The following is a 16,684-nucleotide window of genomic DNA, read 5'->3' as shown; positions in this document are numbered from 1 at the left end:
TGAACAATGACGTTTGAAGCTGCCGAATCCGTGACGCTCAAGATCTGGGACCGCTCCACCATGGACCACACGCTGGATGCGCTCGTCGAGGATCTCTCCACCCGCCACAACACCACCAAGGGCAGCATCGCTGTCACCTGCAGCGGCCCCAACACCTTCATGCTCAGCCTGAACAGCGGCGCTGCCTAACCTCCGCCAAATCCCCCGAGCGAACCCTCGCCGGTGTGCTTGGTCACATCGCCCGAAATGGGTTGCACTCTTCCCTCGGGACCATGCACCATGGAAAGACGGGAACGCGCTTTCCCAATTGCTTGTCCTCACCGACGAGGACACGGCCGGACACCCCGGGCCGCCAGACCACAAGAAATGGAAGTTGAATAATGACGTTCGATGCCACTGATTCCGTGACCCTCAAAATCTGGGACAAGGCCACTCTCCACCACACGCTCGACTCCGCAGTCAGTGACCTCTCGGCACGGCACAACACCACCACCTGCCGCGTCGCCGTCACCTGCAGCGGCCCCAACACCTTCACCCTTAGCCTGCGCGGCGAGGACCGGGCCCTGGCGAACGCCTAGGCAGCCAGCCTCTGCTCCACGGAAGCGGCCGACGGCGGGACCTCCCGCCGTCGGCCGTTTCCGTTTAATCCGCCATGGTGCCCGCAAGGGGCGGGCCGCATACTGGACGGGTGACGGCAAGCAGATGGACTGGATTCGGCAGCCGGCGCGGACCCACGGAGGTGTGGTCTGACTGGACAGCTGCGGATGAGGCCGGGGATGCGAAGAGGGCAGCGCAGCTTGCCTCCGAGATGCTCCGGCTGGTCCCGGATTCCTTCGACGCCTGGTTCCATGCCGGACTCCTCTCAAAGGCACAGGGTGAGTGGGCGCAGAGCCTGGAACGCAATGCGCGTGCAGTTGACCTTTTTTCGTCGCGGGACGCTGAGGAGTTCGACGGCGTTAATCCGGCAGCGTGGAACCTGGGCATTGCGGCTACAGCGCTGGGCGACTGGGCAACCGCCCGGCGGGCATGGACGGCCTACGGCGTCCAGGGCCTGGGAAGCGGCTTTGAACCCATCGACGAAAATTTTGGCATGGTGCCCATCCGGCTGAACCCGGACCAGCCGTCCCTCCCCCACCAGGTCCCGCCGTCGGCCGGAGCCGCCGAGGTGGTCTGGTGCTGGCGGCGAAGCCCGGCCCATGCCGTCATCGCGAATGTCCCGCTCCCGGAATCCGGGCACAGGTGCAGGGATGTCCTCCTGCACGATGGCGAGCCGAAGGGATTCCGCCGGCTCGGCGGACAGGACGTCGCGGTGTTCGACCAGCTCAAACGGCTCGAGGACTCGGGCCTGCCCACCTGGGAAGCCAGGGTTACCGGAGCCACCACGGACGACCTCCAGGAGTTGTCCGACCAGCTGGAACAGCGGGGACTGGGCCTGGATGACTGGTCCGGGATGCGCCTCATGTGCTCGGAGTGCTCGCACGGAACTCCCGAGGAGGGACACCATCATGACCCGGCGCCGTCGGACACCGCCCGGCTGGGGCTGGCCGGCCACGAACATGAGCTGAGCGGGATCCTGCAGGCCTGGACCGGCTCCCGGCCTGCGGTGGACCTGGACCTTACGCTGCTGTGGTGACGGGGTGTCCCGCCCTCGTTTCGCTTCCGGGCCGCAAGTAAACTGGCATCACACCGGAAGCGCCACTGCAAGCATAGGGACGTGATGAGGCAGCAATCACCGGCGCAAGCCGATCTTCTGGGGCCGGAAGCAGGGAAACCGGCCCGCACGGCACTGGCCGTCATCCCCGCAGCCCTTGTATCGGCGTCGGGGTTCCTGCTCTTTGTTCGGGAGGACCGGCTCTCCGGATTCCTCCTCCTGGCGGTGGCCCTTGGCCTGGCGGGCTTCCTAAACAGGCGCCTCCTGGTCGACCTGGCGCTGATCGCGGTGGGGCTGACCGCCATGAGCCTGGTCCCCATCACCACGGACATCAGCACCGAGCACATGGCGGTGATGGGAACGGCGATGATCCTGGCCGTGGGCATCCCGTATGCCGTGTCGCGCTTCATCACCAGGGACCATGCCATCCGTTTCCCCATCAGGAGCGGGCAGCCATGGACCCGCGCCGAGAAGTGGTACCTGCCCGCCGTCCTGGTGATCGGGTACGCCCTGATGCCGGTCTACATGATCCGCACCGGCGTCTATAACAACTGGCCCGCCGTCAGTGACGTGGACGGGATAGCCAGGCTCTTCCTCGGCACCAACGTGCTGGGCATCTGGGATGAGCTGTTCTTCATCTGCACGGCTTTCACACTCTTCCGCCGGCACCTCCCCGACTGGCAGGCCAACCTGCTGCAGGCCGTGCTCTTCACATCCTTCCTGTGGGAACTCGGCTTCCATGCGTGGGCGCCGTTCTTCATCTTCCCGTTCGCCCTGCTCCAGGCCCGGCTGTTCACGGTGACGAAGTCCCTCTCCTACATCGTCAGCGTGCACCTGCTGTTCGACTTCGTGCTGTTCCTGGTGCTGATCCACGCCCACAACCGCGCGTGGATCGACATCTTCCTCTACTGATCCTGTTCCGCATGAGGGACTAGGCTGGAGCCCGGATCCGTCCGTCGGAACGGCGCGGCCGCCGGCATGCAGCGGCGAGCCGCCATAGATGATGCAGGAAGCAAATGGTGCAGGAAGCAGTTGGCCGGGACAGGCCCAAGGCGGCGACGATTTACGACGTCGCGGCGCTGGCCGGTGTTTCCCACCAGACTGTCTCCCGCTACCTGAAGGACAAAAACGCGCTCAAGCCGAGCACCCTGGAACGGGTGGAAAAGGCCCTCGCCGAACTGAGCTACACCCCTAACCTGGCTGCCCGGTCATTGCGGTCGCGGGAGCTGTACCGGGTGGTGGTCGTGGTCCCCGAGGCGTCCCTGTACTTCCCCGCAAGGATGCTCAATGGCGCGGCTGCCGCGGCCCATGCCGCCGGCTACCGGGTGGACGTGGTGGCCATGGAGGGAACAGAAGAAGCACGCAGCCGTCAGCTTCACACCCTCCTGGCGGGCGACGACATTGCCGGCATCCTTTCCTTCGTTCCCCAGCCGCAGGCCGCCGCTGCCGGCCAAGCCTCCCGTGTTCCATTGGTGGTGGCCGGGGAATACGACAACCAGATGCGCGCGCTCGGCAGCATCGCCGACGGCACAGCCGCGGCCGGCATCGTGGAACACCTGGCGTCGCTGGGGCACCGCAACTTTTTCCACGTGGCAGGTCCTGCCGGCTGGCCTTCGGCGCACAACCGCCGGGCGGTGTACGAGGACACCGTCAGGGCACTGGGACTCAACTCCCTGGGCATCAGCGCAGGTGACTGGTCGGCCTCGTCCGGTTACGAGGCTGGACTCGAGGTGGCTGCCGCAACGGACGTCACCGCGGTGGTGGTGGCGAACGATCAGATGGCCATCGGCGTCATCCGTGCATTGCACGATCGGGGCATCTCCGTCCCGGACCATGTCAGCGTGTTTGGCTGGGACGACACTCCGGAATCGAAATTCCACATACCGTCCCTGTCCACGGTGCACATGGATCTTGAGGCACTCGGTGCACGGAGCATGGCCGAGCTGACGGCACGGATCCGCGGCGAACAGCCACCCGCCAACCCCCTGGTGCTTCCGCCCATGGAACTGATCTACCGGGAATCAACAGGGCCGGTCCGCGGCTGACCCCGGGAACCAGTGCCGGGGAACCGTAACCCGGGAATCCAGGACCATACTGGGAACTGACACTCCTCACGAAAGGCGCATCATGTCCGATCCGGAGCTTGAGCTGCTGAGGCAGCGCGCCGCCCGCGGTGATTCCGATGCCGTCGATGAGCTGATCGAGCAGGCCGCCGAACGGGGGGACATGGCTGAGCTCCGCAGCCTGGCAGCCTCCGGAAGCCGGGATGCAGCCGACCAGCTGGTGGAGCTGGCCGCTGAAAGGAACGACCTGGACGAACTGCGGCGTCTTGCGGCCGGCGGCAACCCAAACGCGGCAGACGTGCTGGCGGAGATCGACAGCGAAGCGGACCCTTCCGGCTCCTGACCGCGGAGTCCGCCGCCGCTTTGTTGCGCCCCGCGTTTTGGGCAAGCTGGAACCGGCCACGTACCCTTACTTAGGCTTGCCTAAGAAGAAGGATTTCACGTGCCCACCACCTCACCAGCTCCGCGATCCCATGCCCGCTGAGACCTTCCGCGACCCCTGGGGCATTCCCCACCTGCGCGCCGGCTCGGCTCATGAGCTGGCGTTTTTGCAGGGGCAGAACGCCGCCACGGACCGGTCCTGGCAGATCGAAATGGAGCGCTGGCGGTCGGAGGGCCGGACCGCCGAACAGCTGGGCCCTGAAGGGCTGCCGTGGGACCGGTTCGCGCGCCAGGCCCGCATCGATGACACGGCACGCCGCTGCTTCGAGAACCTGGACCCGGCCACGCAGCGGTGGTGCACGGCCTACGTGGACGGCGTCAATGATGCCCTTCGCTCCGGCCGCCGGGACGCCCGCGAGTTCGGGGACACCCGCACGGCGCCCGCCGCCTGGGAGCCGTGGACTCCGCTGGGTGTTTTCCTGGTCCACCACATCCTGTTCAGCACCTTTCCCAACAAGCTCTGGCGGGACCAGGTGGCCAAGGCCCTCGGCCCGGATGCGGTGGGGCTGTTCAGCATTGAGGCGCCCGTGTGGGCCGGCAGCAACGCGTGGGCTGTTGCCGGTGGCCTGACCGCCACGGGTTCGCCCCTGGTTGCCGGGGACCCGCACCGGCTCATGGAGCTGCCGGGCGTCTACCAGCAGGTGCGGCTCGCCTGCCCGGAGTTCGACGTCGTCGGGCTGGCTTTTCCCGGCGTGCCCGGGCTGCCGCACTTCGGCCACACGGGGTCCGCGGCGTGGGCGGTCACCAATGCAATGGCCGATTACCAGGACCTCTACAGCGAGCAGCTGCGCCGGGACGGAGATGCCCTGCTGGCCCTCGGACCGGACGGCTGGGAGCCGGTGCCCGCGAACCATCAGGAGAAGATCCTGGTGCGCGGCGCTTCCGCCGATACGGTGGACATCATCGAAACTCAGCGCGGACCGGTCATTTCCGGCGGGCCCGACGGCGGCGCGCTGAGCCTGCGGACACCGTCCAGGGCAGCGGGACGGCTGGGTTTCGAGGCCCTCCTGCCGCTTTTGAGGAGCCGTTCCGCCGGTGATGTTGCGGCTGCCCTGGAAGCATGGGTGGAGCCGGTCAACTGCGTCCTGGCCGCAGATTCCGGCGGGGATGTCCGGCAGCTGGTGGCCGGCAAGGTTCCGGTGCGCAACCCGGAGAACCGGGTCCGGCCTGTTCCGGCGGAATCCCCGGACCACCAGTGGCACGGGGACTGGGTGGACCTGCCGGCGTCCCGCGTGGACAGGCTGGCCGTCAACGCCAACGACCGTGCTTCAGGCGGCGGGGACTTGACCGGCCTGGAATTCGCCCCTGCCCACCGGGCACGGCGCATCCGGCAGCTGCTCGAAGAACAGGCCGGCACCGGACTGCACAGCGCCCCGGGGATCAGCACTGCGCCTGGACTCACCGCTGACGACATGCAGCGCATCCATATGGACTGCCGGCTCGGATCCTGGCCTGCGCTGCGCCAAGTGCTGGTGGACCTGGATCTGGATCACAGCACCACCAAGCAACGCGGGGTCACTCCGCGCCCAATCCAACGCCGAAATGCGGCCGGAAGTGACCCCGCGTTGCCCCTGTCCGCCGCCGCGGCGGAACTGCGGGAGCGGCTGCTGGGCTGGGACGGACAGATGCATGCCGGCAGCACGGACGCAGCATCCTTTGCGGCGTGGCGGTCAGCGCTGGTGGTGGCCTTGGCCGGGACTCCCCTGCTGGCACCGCTCGCCGCGCCGGCCGGGCACTCTCCCCTGTTCGCGCCGTGGCTGAACCCGGTGGCAAGGGTGGGCTTCGCGCTCGAAACCATCCTCGCCACAGGGGCCGCCTTCGGGATCGATGTCCCTGCCGCGGTGAGCCAGGCGCTTGAGGTGGCGGCAGCGGCGCCGTCGTCCGCTGCCTGGGGAGAAACCCACACCGTGCTGCCGCTGCATGCCGCGGCGGACTACCCGGCGACGGGTGCCGCTGCGCCCGCCGTTCCGCCCACCGCCCTGTCCGGGGACACCGGCTGCGTGCTGTGCACGGAAAGCCTGCCGGGGGTCACGGACGCCTCGTTCCGCGGACCGGTGGCCCGCTATGTGTGGGACCTTTCGGACCGGGCGAAAAGCCGGTGGATCGTGCCGTTCGGTGCGTCCGGCAACCCTGCCGATGACAACTTCCTCAGCCAGATGCAGCTGTGGGCCGCCGGCGAACTTCTCCCCGTCATCACCGACTGGGACCAGCTCACGAAGGAGAACCATGACCAGCACTGACACCGCCCTTCCGTACGCCGACCGGGAGGCCGTTTACGAGGAGGACCTTCCGGGGCTGGGCCGGCTGCGGCTGCTCCGCCTGGCGCCGGAGGAAGACGCGGACCTGATCCATGGCTGGGTGCGCGAGGATCGGGCCCGGTTCTGGGGCATGAACGGACTGGACCGGGACGAAGTGCGGGACATCTACCTGTTCCTGGAAAGCCTGGACACGCACCACGGATACCTGATGACGGTGGACGGCCAGCCGGCCGGCATCTTCCAGACCTATGAGCCCCTGGAAGATCCGGTGGCGGAGGCCTACCCGGCACGGGCTGAGGACGCCGGCCTGCACCTGCTGCTGGCCCCGGCCGCACGCCCGGTCCCCAACTTCACGCCCACCCTGCTGTCCGGCCTGGTCCGGTTCCTGTTCTCGGATCCGGCCAAGGACCGGGTGGTGGCGGAGCCGGACGCTAGGAACAGCAAGGCGATCGGGCGCTTCGTGGCGTTCGGGTTTGAGGCCGGTCCCACGGTCCAGCTGGCCGAAAAGGAAGCGCGGCTGGTGTTCCTGACCCGGGAAAAGTTCGAAGCACGTCCGGCCGGGTAGGGCCCGGCCAGGGCCCTACTCTTCGCCGCTGTCCTTTGCTTCCAGGTACTTGGCCATGGCCTCGCAGGCCTGGTTCCAGCGTGCGTTCATCGCGTGCCGGCTCAACGGGGCGAACATTCCGTCGAGGACTTTCTCCACTGCGTCGTATGCGGCATCCAGGGCTCTTTCCTGCGCCGCCGGGCTGTAATAGTTCATGACAGTGATTCGTTGTGGCTGGCGGCTCGGATGGCGGAATACCGGGCCGTTTAGCCGGCCGGCCGGAGCGAGGTGATCATCCGCCGGATGTTCTGGTATTCGGTGGTGTCCATGTACTTCCGGGCCTGTTCTAGGTACGGCAAGGACTCGCTGCCGGGGGTCCTGTTGTTGTCCGGGTTGTAGAAGGCACCGAACATGGCGGCGGTGGGCGGCCACGTGAAGAAATGGAAGATGGGGCAGGCAGTGTCGCCGGTGGGAGCCTCAACTGTGGTGATGCCGTAAGCGGCAGCCGGGGTATCGGCCGGGCCGGGAGCGGTGGCGTCGCCGCGGGTTTCAAAGACGTACCGGGGCACATCCCCGTTCTGGGCCAGGGCCGGCATCTGCTGCGACTCAAACTCGGAGAAGGGGTACTTCTCCATGCAGGTGGATCCCGTGGCCATGTTGGTCCGCAGCGTGGCCAGTGGCCGGCCCGCTTCGTTGGTCACCTCGGCGAAGGCCCCGCCGCCTTCGGGCAGCTCCCCGGCCGGGTCCCGCACGCTCCACGCGGGCGGAAGGTCGAAGGCCAGCTGCCCGTCCGCCGTCGTGAATGTCTTCCAGGCCGCCTTGGTGGCTGTGGCGGTGGCTGAAGGTTCCACGGTGGCGGTTGCGGTGGCCGTCTGCACGGGCGACGGCGAGGCAGACGGCGGCGCGGTAGTGACGGACGGGGTGGGGGCAGTGCTCGTCGCCGCCGGCGTGGTGGCCGTGGGCTGCCCTGCCTGCGGGCCGCACCCGGCAACCGCAACACCAACCAGGATCAATGCGGGAAACAGACCGCGGGACCTTCTCATCACACCCTCCCAGGGTACGAAAAACCTGTCCCTTCATTGTGGAACCGCGGGCGCACGAAGGACCAGAAACCGCTGGATTGCCGCCCAACCGTTGCGGCGAATAACAAAACTGTTCCCGGCCCCATGCAGACGGCGGGCCGGTCCCACAAGGAACCGGCCCGCCGTCGCGATGTCCGTGTTACAGGGTGGCGGCGTCGATCACGAAGCGGTACCGGACGTCCGAGGCCAGGACGCGCTCGTAGGCGTCGTTGATCTTGTCCGCGGGGATCACCTCGACCTCCGCACCGATGCCGTGGGCGGCGCAGAAGTCCAGCATCTCCTGGGTTTCGCGGATGCCGCCGATCATGGAACCGGCGAAGGAGCGGCGGCCCGTGATCAGCGCGAAGGCGTTGACCGGCAGCGGCTCGGCGGGGGCGCCGACGTTCACCAGGGCCCCGTCGAGGGTCAGCAGCTGGAGGTAGGAGCTGATGTCGATCGAGGCGCTGACCGTGTTGATGATCAGGTCGAACGAGCCGGCGAGCTGCTCGAAGGTGGAGGGGTCGCTGGTGGCGTAGTAGCCGGTGGCACCCAGGCGCAGCCCGTCCTCCTGCTTCTTCAGCGACTGGGAGAGGACGATCACGTCGGCGCCCATCGCGGACGCGAGCTTGACGGCCATGTGCCCAAGTCCGCCCAGTCCCACGACGGCTACCTTCTTGCCCGGGCCGGCGCCCCAGCGGTGCAGCGGAGAGAACGTGGTGATGCCGGCGCAGAGCAGCGGCGCGGCGACGTCGAGCTCGATGCCTTCGGGGATGCGCACCACGAAGTCTTCGGTGACCACCACGTGCGTGGAGTAGCCGCCCTGGGTGATGGTCCCGTCGCGGTCAACGGCGCCGTAGGTGCCCACCATGCCGTTGAGGCAGTACTGCTCCTCGCCCTTGACGCAGTTGGCGCACTCGCGGCAGGAGTTGACCATGCAGCCAACGCCCACCCGGTCGCCCACGGCGTGCTTGGTGACGGCGGAACCCACCTCCGTGACAACGCCGGCGATTTCGTGCCCGGGAACCAGCGGGTACTGCTGCAGGCCCCAGTCGCCGCGGACGGTGTGGATGTCCGAGTGGCAGATGCCGGCGAACTTGATCTCGATCAGGACGTCGTGGGGGCCGACGGGGCGGCGCTCGATGGTGGTTGAAACGAGGTCCTCTGTGGCGGACGGGGATGCATAGGCCTTGACGGTGGTCATGGTTCTCCTGTGGTTCTTTGGGGGATAACGAAATGCTACAGGGGTTCATTAACATCAAACCCGCTGTTGGGGTGCCCGGCGAGGGCCCTGCTGTAACGGGTTATGGCAGAACCCCTTTAGCGGGTCGGGCCAGGACGAGGAGGCCGAGCAGGGACAGCAGTGCCCCGCCGATCATGAGCAGCGCCATGGGGACGGCCGTCCCGGTGCCGCCCAGCCCGGCAATCGGCGCGACGACGCCTGCGGTGGTCCACTGGACAAGTCCGAGTACCGCCGAGCTGGTGCCGGGGTGTTCGGGCACCTCCGCCGAGGCGAGGGCGCCGCCGTTGGTGTTGATCAGGCCCTGCGCCACCATGAGGGCGAAGAAGCTGCCCATCGCCACCAGCAGCGGCGTGGCCCACCATAGGGCTCCGGCCAGCATGGCCACCCCGGCGGCAAGGGCGATGACCTGGCCTGTGAGGATGACGCGGCGGGTCGGCACGCGCCCGGCCAGGCGCGCCGAGACCAGCGCGGCGATGGTCATGCCGCCCGCATTCGCGGCGAAGACGATCGAGTACGCCACGGGCGAGAGCCCGTTCATGTTCTGCAGGATGAATGCTGACGTGGCCACGTAGGCGAACAGGGCAATAAAGGCCGACGACGCCACCACGACGTAGCCGACAAAGCGGCGGTTTGAGAGGACGGCCTTCGCCGCGCCGCCGAATTCCCCCAGCCCGCCTGCGTGCCGCTTTTCCGGCGGCAGCGTCTCCGGAACGATGAACAGCGCGCAGAGGGTCATCAGGATGCCGAGGGCGGCCAGCGACCAGAACGTCATCCGCCACCCGGTCAGCTGGAGGATGACCGCGCCGAGGAGGGGGCTGATGATGGGTGCCACGCCGCCTATTCCCATCACCAGGTTGAGGACGCGGACCAGCTGCGGTCCATGGGCCAGGTCCACGATGACGGCCCGGCCGATGACCATGGCCCAGCCGCCGCCGAAGCCCTGCAGGAACCGGGCCAGCATCAGGATCCCGACGTCGGGTGCGGTGGCACAGGCAATGGACGCCGCTGCCATCAGGACGGTGCCCGCCACCAGCGGCAGCCCGCCGGCCGCGCTGGTCGCTGAAAGGGCCGCCCACCAGCTGTCCAAGCCCCATGCCGGCGAAGAACGTGGTCAGCGTCAACTGAACAGCGGACGCGGTGGTGCCGAACTCCTCCGACACCTGCGGGAAGGCCGGAACGTACATGTCGGTGGCCAGCGGCGCCACGGCTGTCAGGAAGATGACCGTGGCAACCAGGGCGGCAGGCACGGCACCGGGCGCTGGCCGGAGGCCGTCCGGGGCGTTCGTGACGCTTGCGCGCATGCGGTGGTGCTCCATCCGGTGGTGGCAAAGGGGGACTGTTCCATCAAAGCGGCTGCCGGGAAACGTAGCGAGGGTCCTGCCGTAACTGGTTCTGGCAGACCCTCCTTACGGCTTTCGGTTTCGTCGTAACGTGTCCCTATGGATAACCGAGCCGAGGTACGACAGTTCCTTTCGACCCGCCGTGGACGGATCACACCCGAGCAGGCGGGACTGGAACCATACGGCGGGCGGCGGCGGGTGCCGGGACTGCGGCGTGAGGAAGTGGCGCGGCTGGCCGGGGTCAGCGTGGACTACTACACGAGGCTGGAGCGCGGAAACCTCACGGGAGTGTCCGACAGTGTGCTGGACGCCATCGCGCGGGCACTCGAGCTGGACCGCGCGGAACATGACCACCTCTACGACCTCGCCCGGGCGGCCAACACATCGGGACGCAAACGGGCTGCGAGCGCCGGCGGCTCTGCCCCGTCAGGGGTGCGGCCGGAGCTGCAGTATCTCCTGGACACCATTACGGGGGCGCCGGCCTTTATCGGGAACAACCGGTTGGACGTTGTGGAGGCCAACACCCTGGGCTATGCGTTGTACTCGGACATGTACCGCGGCACGGCCCGGCCGGCGAACCATTCCCGGTTCATCTTCCTGGACCCCCGGGCACACGATTTCTACACCGACTGGGACCGGGCGGCCAACGTGAACGTGGCCATCCTGCGCCGGGAAGCGGGCCGCAGCCCGCACGACAAGGGCATCGCCGAGCTGGTGGGCGAACTTTCCATGCGCAGTGACGAATTCCGGACCCGCTGGGCAGCCCACAACGTCCGGCGGCACTACGCCGGAACAAAGATCTTCAAGCACCCGGTGGTGGGCCTGCTCGAACTGAACTACCAGGTCCTGGGCCTGGAGGAGGACCCGGGCCATACCCTCACGGTCTACCCTGCCACGCCGGGCAGCCCCTCGGACGAGGCCCTGAAACTCCTGGCGTCCTGGGCTGCCACGGAGAACATTGTCGAGGCAGCCCTGGCCCACGCCCGGAGCTAGCCGGAAGGTTAGTCTGGCAGACCGATACCGGTGTACTGTTCCAGCCGGTCCAGCAGTTCGGCCCTGAACGCTTCGCTGCCCACCGCCGGGTGCGATTTCCGCCGCTGCTGGTGGAACCAGTACCCGCCTGAACCTGCAGCGTTGTCCGCGTCCAACGCGAGCCATACCTGGGTGGCATGACCCAGTTCCAGGTCATCCGGTGCGCCCGGGCCGCCCATCCGCGTCGGGACCCAGCCGGGATCCACCGCGTTGCTGGCGACGTCCGGCCAGCGCACCGCCACCGCCGCCGCGAGTGCGGTGACGTACAGCTTGCTGTCCGAGTAGGCGCCCGGCCGGCCGGTTGCATCCGCCCAGTCCACCGTGGCGAGGTCCGTGGAGCCGGAGCGGTGCATGCCGCTGCTGAGATAAACGATCCGGTGCGGCCTGCCTATGACGGCGGTCATGACATACGGCGCAACCGTGTTCACGCTGATGATGTGCGGGCCACGGTAGACGCCGGCGTTGTGGATGACCGCGTCGAAGGGGCCGAAGGACTCGGCCTCCTCCGCAACCCTTATGGCCTCTGCGGGGTTGGCGAGGTCGCCGGACACCGCGCCGCGGGCCTGGTCCCGCAGCCCGGACACATCGTCCAGCCGTGATTCGCTCCTGGCGTGCAGCACCACCTCGTGGCCCAGCCGGATCAGTTCCTTCGCGGTATTCAACCCAAGCCCGCCGGCGGAACCGGTAATCAGTACCCTGGCCATGCCACTACTCAACCAGAGGCACTGCGAGGATCCGGTCATCCCCGGGCTCCGGGTCACCCCGGCCGTCGGTGTTGTTGGTCAGGAACCACAGCTGACCGTCCGGAGCCAGCGCGACATCACGGATCCGACCGTACTCACGGCTGTAGTGCTCGGTGGACGTGGTGGGGTCGGAGACGGGGACCGACCGAAGGACCTGTCCCCGAAGGTTGGCGATGAACAGGGTTCCGCCGGCATGCGCCATCCCGCTGGGACTGGCGGCACCGGTTTGCCACTGCTGCACGGGATCCACAAAGCCCTCCCTGCCGGCGATCCCCTCGACGGTGGGCCAGCCATAGTTGGCGCCGGCGGTGATGATGTTCAGCTCGTCCCAGGTGTTCTGCCCGAATTCGGTGGCGAACATGGTTCCGTCGTCCGCCCACGCTAATCCCTGCGGGTTCCGGTGCCCGTAACTGTAGGTCAGGGAGCCCGGGAACGGGTTATCGGCCGGAACATCGCCCTCGGGGGTCATCCGCAGGATCTTGCCGGCCAGTGATTCCCGGTCCTGGGCGCTGTCGCGCTGTTGCGCGTCCCCTGCCGTCACGTACAGCATGCCGTCGGGACCAAAGGCGATGCGGCCGCCGTCGTGGGTACTTGCGGCGGGAATCCCGTCAAGGAGTGTCTGCGGCTGTCCCAGGGCCAGCGATCCCGCCGTGCCGGTGATGGGGAAGCGCTGGACCCGGTTGCCGTCCTCCGCCGTCGAATAGACGTACAGGTCTCCCCCGCTGCCCACGGCCAGGCCCAGCAGCCCTGCCTCGCCCCGGTCCGCCACGCCCTCGACCGTCCCGATGGACCGCGAGGAACCATCCGCGGCGAGTTCGAGGATGCGTCCGCTGTTCCGCTCGCTGACCAGCGGCGTGCCGTCGCGGAACACCACGGACCACGGGGCCTGGAGGTCCGTTGCCACAGGCCGGGGTTCGCCGCCGATGGTGCCGGCCGCCGTCCTGGTGGGTTCGCTGGGCTGTTCGGATGTGGGTGGTGGAGATGCAGGTGGCCCGGACGGAACCGGGGCGGATGACGCCGGGGCAGGGGACGTGCTGGACGGCGGCGCGGGCGGTGCCGTGCAGCCTGCCAGCAGGATGCCTGTCCCGAGGGCAGCTGCCGTAAGGGCCCAATGGCGCATGTACTTCTCCTAACGACTCGTTCCAGTCACATTAACCCCCGTTGCGCATCGTGGCGCCAGGTTGCCCGGTTTGTCCCCCGGATGGCGCCATAAGTAGCGCCGTTTCCTTCCGTTTCGCTTCCGTTGCGAGGTGCTGGCCATCGCCCTGCAGCCCGTGCTTAGGTGTTTCCACGGCACACGCCAGGCCAAGCGCAACACCAACTGACAGTGAACAGGAGGACCGATGCCGCATCCATCCAGCAGCCCGCAAGGCACCCGCACTTTCGGTCCGTGTTGCCTCCGCCGAATGTGCACCTCATCCCTGGTTTCGACAAGCTCAACCACCAGCCGCTGACCCAGCACCGCAACATCACAGCACCACCGCCACAGCGTCCGACGGCGGCCCGCACCTCCTTCCCTTTTCCCGGCTGTCCGGGTCCCCTGGCGCTTCGTCGCGCCCTGATTCCCGCATACCGTCCCTTCGAAAGGCACAGCATGTCCCCCGCTGCATCCTCCCCGCCCCAACAGTCCTCCAACCGTGCTTTCAGCCGGCGGCGCGCCCTGGGCGCACCCCTGGCGATTCCCGCCGTCGGGCTCCTGACGGCCTGCGGCGGAACCGCCACCGCCGGCAACCCCACCAGCCAGGCGTCCTTCGCCCCGCTCGCCACGTCCGTTCCCGCCGGAACCACCATCACCGTGGGTGATCCCAGCATCCGGGTTGCCCTGGAACTGTCCGGCCTGATCAAGGACCTGGACGGCATCAACGTGGAGTTCGCCAACATCTCCGGCGGCCCGCAGACCACCGAAGCCTTCCGGGCCAACGCCCTGGACGTCGGCTCCGTGGCGGACATCCCGCCCATCCATGCCACCTGGACAGGGCTGGACGTCCGGATCATCGCCAGCGCCTACCGTCAGGACGCCGTGAACCACCCACTGTACGAACTCGGCGTCGCCCCCGGCTCCGGGATCACCAAACTGGAGGACCTGCGCGGCAAGAAGCTGGCCTACAGCCCGGGCCAGGCCCAGGGCGCCCTGGTCCTGCGGATCCTGGAAAAAGCCGGGCTCGCCCAGGACGACGTGAAGCTCATCGAACTGCCCAGCACGGGCGACGCCTACTCCTCGGCGCTGTCCAGCAAGCAGGTTGACGCAGCGCCGCTGGGCGGCGTCCAAATCAAGCGGTACCTCGCCAAGTACAAGGCCGACGGCGCCACCACCCTCCGCCACGGCCTCCGCGACGACCCCGGCCACCTGTACTCCCCCGCCAAGGTCCTCGCCGATCCCGCCAAGGCCGCCGCGCTGGCCAAGTACGTCGAAGCCTGGGGCAAAGCCCAGCGCTGGATCGAGGACCACCCCAAGGAATGGCTCGAAGGCTACTACATCAAGGACCAGGGACTCTCCGCGGAGGATGGCCAGTACCTGATCGACGCCGCCGGCAAACGGGACGTCCCCACCACCTGGACCGAAGCGATCGAACGGCACCAGCAGACCATCGATTTGCTGGCCCGGGAGCAGAAGAAGCCGCAGCTGAAGGCGGCGGACCTCTACGACACCCGCTTCGAGGCCATCGCCGGCACCGCCTTCGCGGCGGCCGGCAAGGATGGTGAAGCGTGAGCGCCGCCCCGGTCCTGGAACGTCCCGCCGTCGAACCCCACCTGGACCCGGCGCTGGCGGCATGCGAGGACGTGCGGCCCACCGGCAGGAGGCTGGGTCCCGGACGACGGCGGCGCCTGGCCTGGCTGCTGGGCCCCGCCGCCCTGCTGGCGCTGTGGACAGTAGCCTCGGCAACAGGGCTGCTGGACCCGCGCATCCTCTCCGAACCCTGGACCGTCGTGGCCACTGCCGGTGAACTCCTTGCGGACGGCAGGCTGCAGGAAAACCTCGCCATCTCCGCCCAGCGGGCCGGTTTGGGGTTGTTCTTCGGCATCGTGGTCGGCGCCCTGCTGGCCCTCGTGTCCGGGCTGAGCCGCGTAGGTGAGGCACTGATCGACGGGCCGGTGCAGATCAAGCGCGCCATCCCCGGCCTCGCCCTGATTCCGCTCCTCATCCTGTGGTTCGGCATCGACGAGACCATGAAGGTCCTCACCATCACCCTGGGCGTCTTCGTCCCCATCTACCTGCAAACCCACGCCGGCCTGCGTGGCACCGATTTGCGCTACGTCGAGCTCGCCCAGACCGTGGGGCTCAGCCGCGCAGCGTTCATCCGCAAGGTGGTTCTTCCCGGCGCCCTGCCCGGGTTCTTCCTTGGCCTCCGCTTCGACCGTCACCGGAGCCTGGGTGTCCCTGGTGGTGGTTGAACAGATCAACGCCACCAGCGGCATCGGCTACATGATGGAGCTCGTCCGCACCTATGGCCAAACCAACATCATTGTTCTCGGACTGGCCGTCTACGGCATCCTCGGCCTGCTGTCCGACGGCGCCGTCCGCTTCCTCGAACGAAAGGCCCTCTCATGGCAGCGCACCCTGGCGGGCTGACCGCCGTCGCAGGCAACGCAGTTTCGGTCCGGAACCTGATCCGCGGCTTTGGCCCGAAAGGCGTCCTGAACGGCGTGGACCTGGACATCGCCCCCGGCGAGTTCGTGGCCCTCCTCGGCCCCAGCGGCTGCGGCAAAAGCACCCTGCTCCGGGCCCTCGCCGGGCTGGACCACGACGTGAAAGGCAGCGGCGTCATCACCGTCCCGGAGCGCGTGTCCGTGGTCTTCCAGGATTCGCGGCTGCTGCCCTGGGACAGCGTGCTGGGCAACGTCACCCTGGGCCTCCGGGAGCACGACGCCGAGTCCCGGGCACGCAAGGCCCTCGCCGAAGTGGGGCTCGCCGGCCGGGAAAAATCCTGGCCCCACGAGCTTTCCGGCGGCGAGCAGCAGCGCGTGGCGCTGGCCCGGTCGCTGGTCCGCGAGCCGCAGCTGCTGCTGGCCGACGAGCCCTTCGGCGCGCTCGACGCCCTCACCCGCATCAAGATGCACGGGCTGCTCCAGGACTTGGTGGCCCTGCATCGCCCGGCCGTCCTGCTGGTGACCCACGACGTGGACGAAGCCATCGCCCTCGCGGACCGGATCGTGGTGCTGGACCACGGCCGCGTTGCCACCGTCCGCACCGTAACGCCGGACGTCAGCACCGCGGTGGATGCCGCCGGCCACGAAGCCCTGCGCCGCGACCTCCTTGCCGACCTTGGCGTCGTCGGCACCAGCCACTGACCCTCCCGACCCGAAGGACCA

At 68.0% G+C, this 16,684-nt stretch carries 19 protein-coding genes and 1 pseudogene; 13 read left to right on the top strand and 7 right to left on the bottom strand.

The features are described from left to right. Positions 1–6 precede the first annotated feature (6 nt). The 8 genes from AC5RWA_RS00450 to AC5RWA_RS00415 all read left to right on the top strand — a co-directional run bounded on the left by AC5RWA_RS00450 (position 7) and on the right by AC5RWA_RS00415 (position 6,978). The gene (locus AC5RWA_RS00450; RefSeq protein WP_494056130.1) at positions 7–189 is read left to right on the top strand and encodes a hypothetical protein; all 183 of its coding nucleotides are present in this window, start codon (positions 7–9) and stop codon (positions 187–189) included. A gap of 191 nt (positions 190–380) precedes the next feature. Continuing rightward, on the top strand, positions 381–578 hold the full coding sequence (locus AC5RWA_RS00445; protein WP_115523869.1) for a hypothetical protein: 198 nt from the start codon (positions 381–383) through the stop codon (positions 576–578). 110 nt (positions 579–688) lie between these two features. Continuing rightward, complete coding sequence (locus AC5RWA_RS00440; protein ID WP_494056129.1) at positions 689–1,633, top strand: tetratricopeptide repeat protein; 945 nt, start codon at positions 689–691, stop codon at positions 1,631–1,633. A gap of 84 nt (positions 1,634–1,717) precedes the next feature. Continuing rightward, positions 1,718–2,563 (top strand): CPBP family glutamic-type intramembrane protease, encoded by an 846-nt coding sequence (locus AC5RWA_RS00435; protein WP_494056128.1) that lies wholly within the window; start codon positions 1,718–1,720, stop codon positions 2,561–2,563. 104 nt (positions 2,564–2,667) lie between these two features. Beyond that, positions 2,668–3,696 (top strand): LacI family DNA-binding transcriptional regulator, encoded by a 1,029-nt coding sequence (locus tag AC5RWA_RS00430; protein WP_494056127.1) that lies wholly within the window; start codon positions 2,668–2,670, stop codon positions 3,694–3,696. An 82-nt stretch (positions 3,697–3,778) separates the two neighbouring features. Further along, positions 3,779–4,057, top strand: coding sequence for a hypothetical protein (locus AC5RWA_RS00425; RefSeq protein ID WP_494056126.1), 279 nt, complete (start codon positions 3,779–3,781; stop codon positions 4,055–4,057). Between the two features lie 130 nt (positions 4,058–4,187). Continuing rightward, positions 4,188–6,395, top strand: coding sequence for a penicillin acylase family protein (locus AC5RWA_RS00420; protein WP_494056125.1), 2,208 nt, complete (start codon positions 4,188–4,190; stop codon positions 6,393–6,395). Further along, on the top strand, positions 6,382–6,978 hold the full coding sequence (locus tag AC5RWA_RS00415; protein WP_494056124.1) for a GNAT family N-acetyltransferase: 597 nt from the start codon (positions 6,382–6,384) through the stop codon (positions 6,976–6,978). Before AC5RWA_RS00420 ends, AC5RWA_RS00415 begins: the two co-directional genes overlap by 14 nt. Positions 6,979–6,993: 15 nt before the next feature. On the opposite strand, the gene AC5RWA_RS00410 is transcribed toward AC5RWA_RS00415, so the two are convergent. From AC5RWA_RS00410 to AC5RWA_RS00390, 5 genes and pseudogenes are all read right to left on the bottom strand, one after another. Further along, on the bottom strand, positions 6,994–7,173 hold the full coding sequence (locus AC5RWA_RS00410; protein WP_079595056.1) for a hypothetical protein: 180 nt from the start codon (positions 7,171–7,173) through the stop codon (positions 6,994–6,996). 50 nt (positions 7,174–7,223) lie between these two features. After that, a complete protein-coding gene (locus AC5RWA_RS00405; protein WP_494056123.1) occupies positions 7,224–8,000 on the bottom strand; it encodes a hypothetical protein in 777 nt (258 codons plus the stop codon). Between the two features lie 178 nt (positions 8,001–8,178). Continuing rightward, positions 8,179–9,219, bottom strand: coding sequence for an NAD(P)-dependent alcohol dehydrogenase (locus tag AC5RWA_RS00400; RefSeq protein WP_494056122.1), 1,041 nt, complete (start codon positions 9,217–9,219; stop codon positions 8,179–8,181). Between the two features lie 100 nt (positions 9,220–9,319). After that, positions 9,320–10,345: an MFS transporter gene (locus AC5RWA_RS00395; RefSeq protein WP_494056121.1), complete on the bottom strand. Its 1,026-nt coding sequence runs from the start codon at positions 10,343–10,345 to the stop codon at positions 9,320–9,322. Positions 10,346–10,352: 7 nt separating this feature from the next. After that, a pseudogene (locus AC5RWA_RS00390) lies at positions 10,353–10,442 on the bottom strand (hypothetical protein); the annotation flags it as partial. A 255-nt stretch (positions 10,443–10,697) separates the two neighbouring features. Between AC5RWA_RS00390 and AC5RWA_RS00385 the strand changes: the two are divergent. Beyond that, positions 10,698–11,591 carry a helix-turn-helix transcriptional regulator gene (locus AC5RWA_RS00385; RefSeq protein ID WP_494056120.1) on the top strand — a complete coding sequence of 298 codons (894 nt, stop codon included), beginning with the start codon at positions 10,698–10,700 and terminating at the stop codon, positions 11,589–11,591. Positions 11,592–11,599: 8 nt separating this feature from the next. On the opposite strand, the gene AC5RWA_RS00380 is transcribed toward AC5RWA_RS00385, so the two are convergent. Continuing rightward, positions 11,600–12,334 carry an SDR family NAD(P)-dependent oxidoreductase gene (locus tag AC5RWA_RS00380; RefSeq protein WP_494056119.1) on the bottom strand — a complete coding sequence of 245 codons (735 nt, stop codon included), beginning with the start codon at positions 12,332–12,334 and terminating at the stop codon, positions 11,600–11,602. A 4-nt stretch (positions 12,335–12,338) separates the two neighbouring features. After that, positions 12,339–13,493 (bottom strand): PQQ-dependent sugar dehydrogenase, encoded by a 1,155-nt coding sequence (locus AC5RWA_RS00375; protein WP_494056118.1) that lies wholly within the window; start codon positions 13,491–13,493, stop codon positions 12,339–12,341. A gap of 474 nt (positions 13,494–13,967) precedes the next feature. On the opposite strand from AC5RWA_RS00375, the gene AC5RWA_RS00370 reads away from it, so the two are divergent. The 4 genes from AC5RWA_RS00370 to AC5RWA_RS00355 are packed head-to-tail and all read left to right on the top strand — an operon-like array spanning position 13,968 to position 16,663. Further along, positions 13,968–15,083 carry an ABC transporter substrate-binding protein gene (locus AC5RWA_RS00370; RefSeq protein ID WP_494056117.1) on the top strand — a complete coding sequence of 372 codons (1,116 nt, stop codon included), beginning with the start codon at positions 13,968–13,970 and terminating at the stop codon, positions 15,081–15,083. After that, positions 15,080–15,766, top strand: coding sequence for an ABC transporter permease (locus AC5RWA_RS00365; RefSeq protein ID WP_494056116.1), 687 nt, complete (start codon positions 15,080–15,082; stop codon positions 15,764–15,766). Before AC5RWA_RS00370 ends, AC5RWA_RS00365 begins: the two co-directional genes overlap by 4 nt. Then, entirely contained in the window at positions 15,756–15,944 is a 189-nt protein-coding gene (locus AC5RWA_RS00360; RefSeq protein ID WP_494056115.1) for a hypothetical protein, read from the top strand. Before AC5RWA_RS00365 ends, AC5RWA_RS00360 begins: the two co-directional genes overlap by 11 nt. Beyond that, positions 15,920–16,663, top strand: a complete 744-nt coding sequence (locus tag AC5RWA_RS00355; RefSeq protein WP_494056114.1) for an ABC transporter ATP-binding protein — start codon at positions 15,920–15,922, stop codon at positions 16,661–16,663. Before AC5RWA_RS00360 ends, AC5RWA_RS00355 begins: the two co-directional genes overlap by 25 nt. Positions 16,664–16,684: the final 21 nt, after the last annotated feature.

It is taken from the genome of Arthrobacter sp. 210 2 (assembly GCF_059093025.1).
Note: the sequence above shows the minus strand (reverse complement) of the source record. Positions and strands in the feature narration are given on the sequence as shown.